Source organism: Erwinia sp. ErVv1 (assembly GCF_900068895.1).
GTDB lineage: Bacteria > Pseudomonadota > Gammaproteobacteria > Enterobacterales > Enterobacteriaceae > Erwinia.
In genome coordinates this window covers 1-233 of sequence record NZ_CDPK01000053.1, presented here as the reverse complement: position 1 = coordinate 233, position 233 = coordinate 1, and the positions used below count along the sequence as shown (strand labels likewise).

Below are 233 nucleotides of genomic sequence, written 5' to 3'. Positions count from 1 at the left end.
ACGGACGCGGGATGGAGCAGCCTGGTAGCTCGTCGGGCTCATAACCCGAAGGTCGTCGGTTCAAATCCGGCTCCCGCAACCAATTCTCCCTGTGAGAAGCGGTAAAAAGAAAAGCTGTCGTGACGGAAGCGGCAGGTGTAGTATACGGACGCGGGATGGAGCAGCCTGGTAGCTCGTCGGGCTCATAACCCGAAGGTCGTCGGTTCAAATCCGGCTCCCGCAACCAACTTAAC

The 233-nt window shown here is 58.4% G+C and carries 2 tRNA genes; both read left to right on the top strand.

Annotated elements, in window-relative coordinates:
• Positions 1-5 precede the first annotated feature (5 nt).
• Positions 6-82: transfer RNA gene (locus tag A1830_RS20880), tRNA-Met, on the top strand.
• A 67-nt stretch (positions 83-149) separates the two neighbouring features.
• Positions 150-226 (top strand) — tRNA-Met (locus A1830_RS20875).
• Positions 227-233 lie beyond the last annotated feature (7 nt).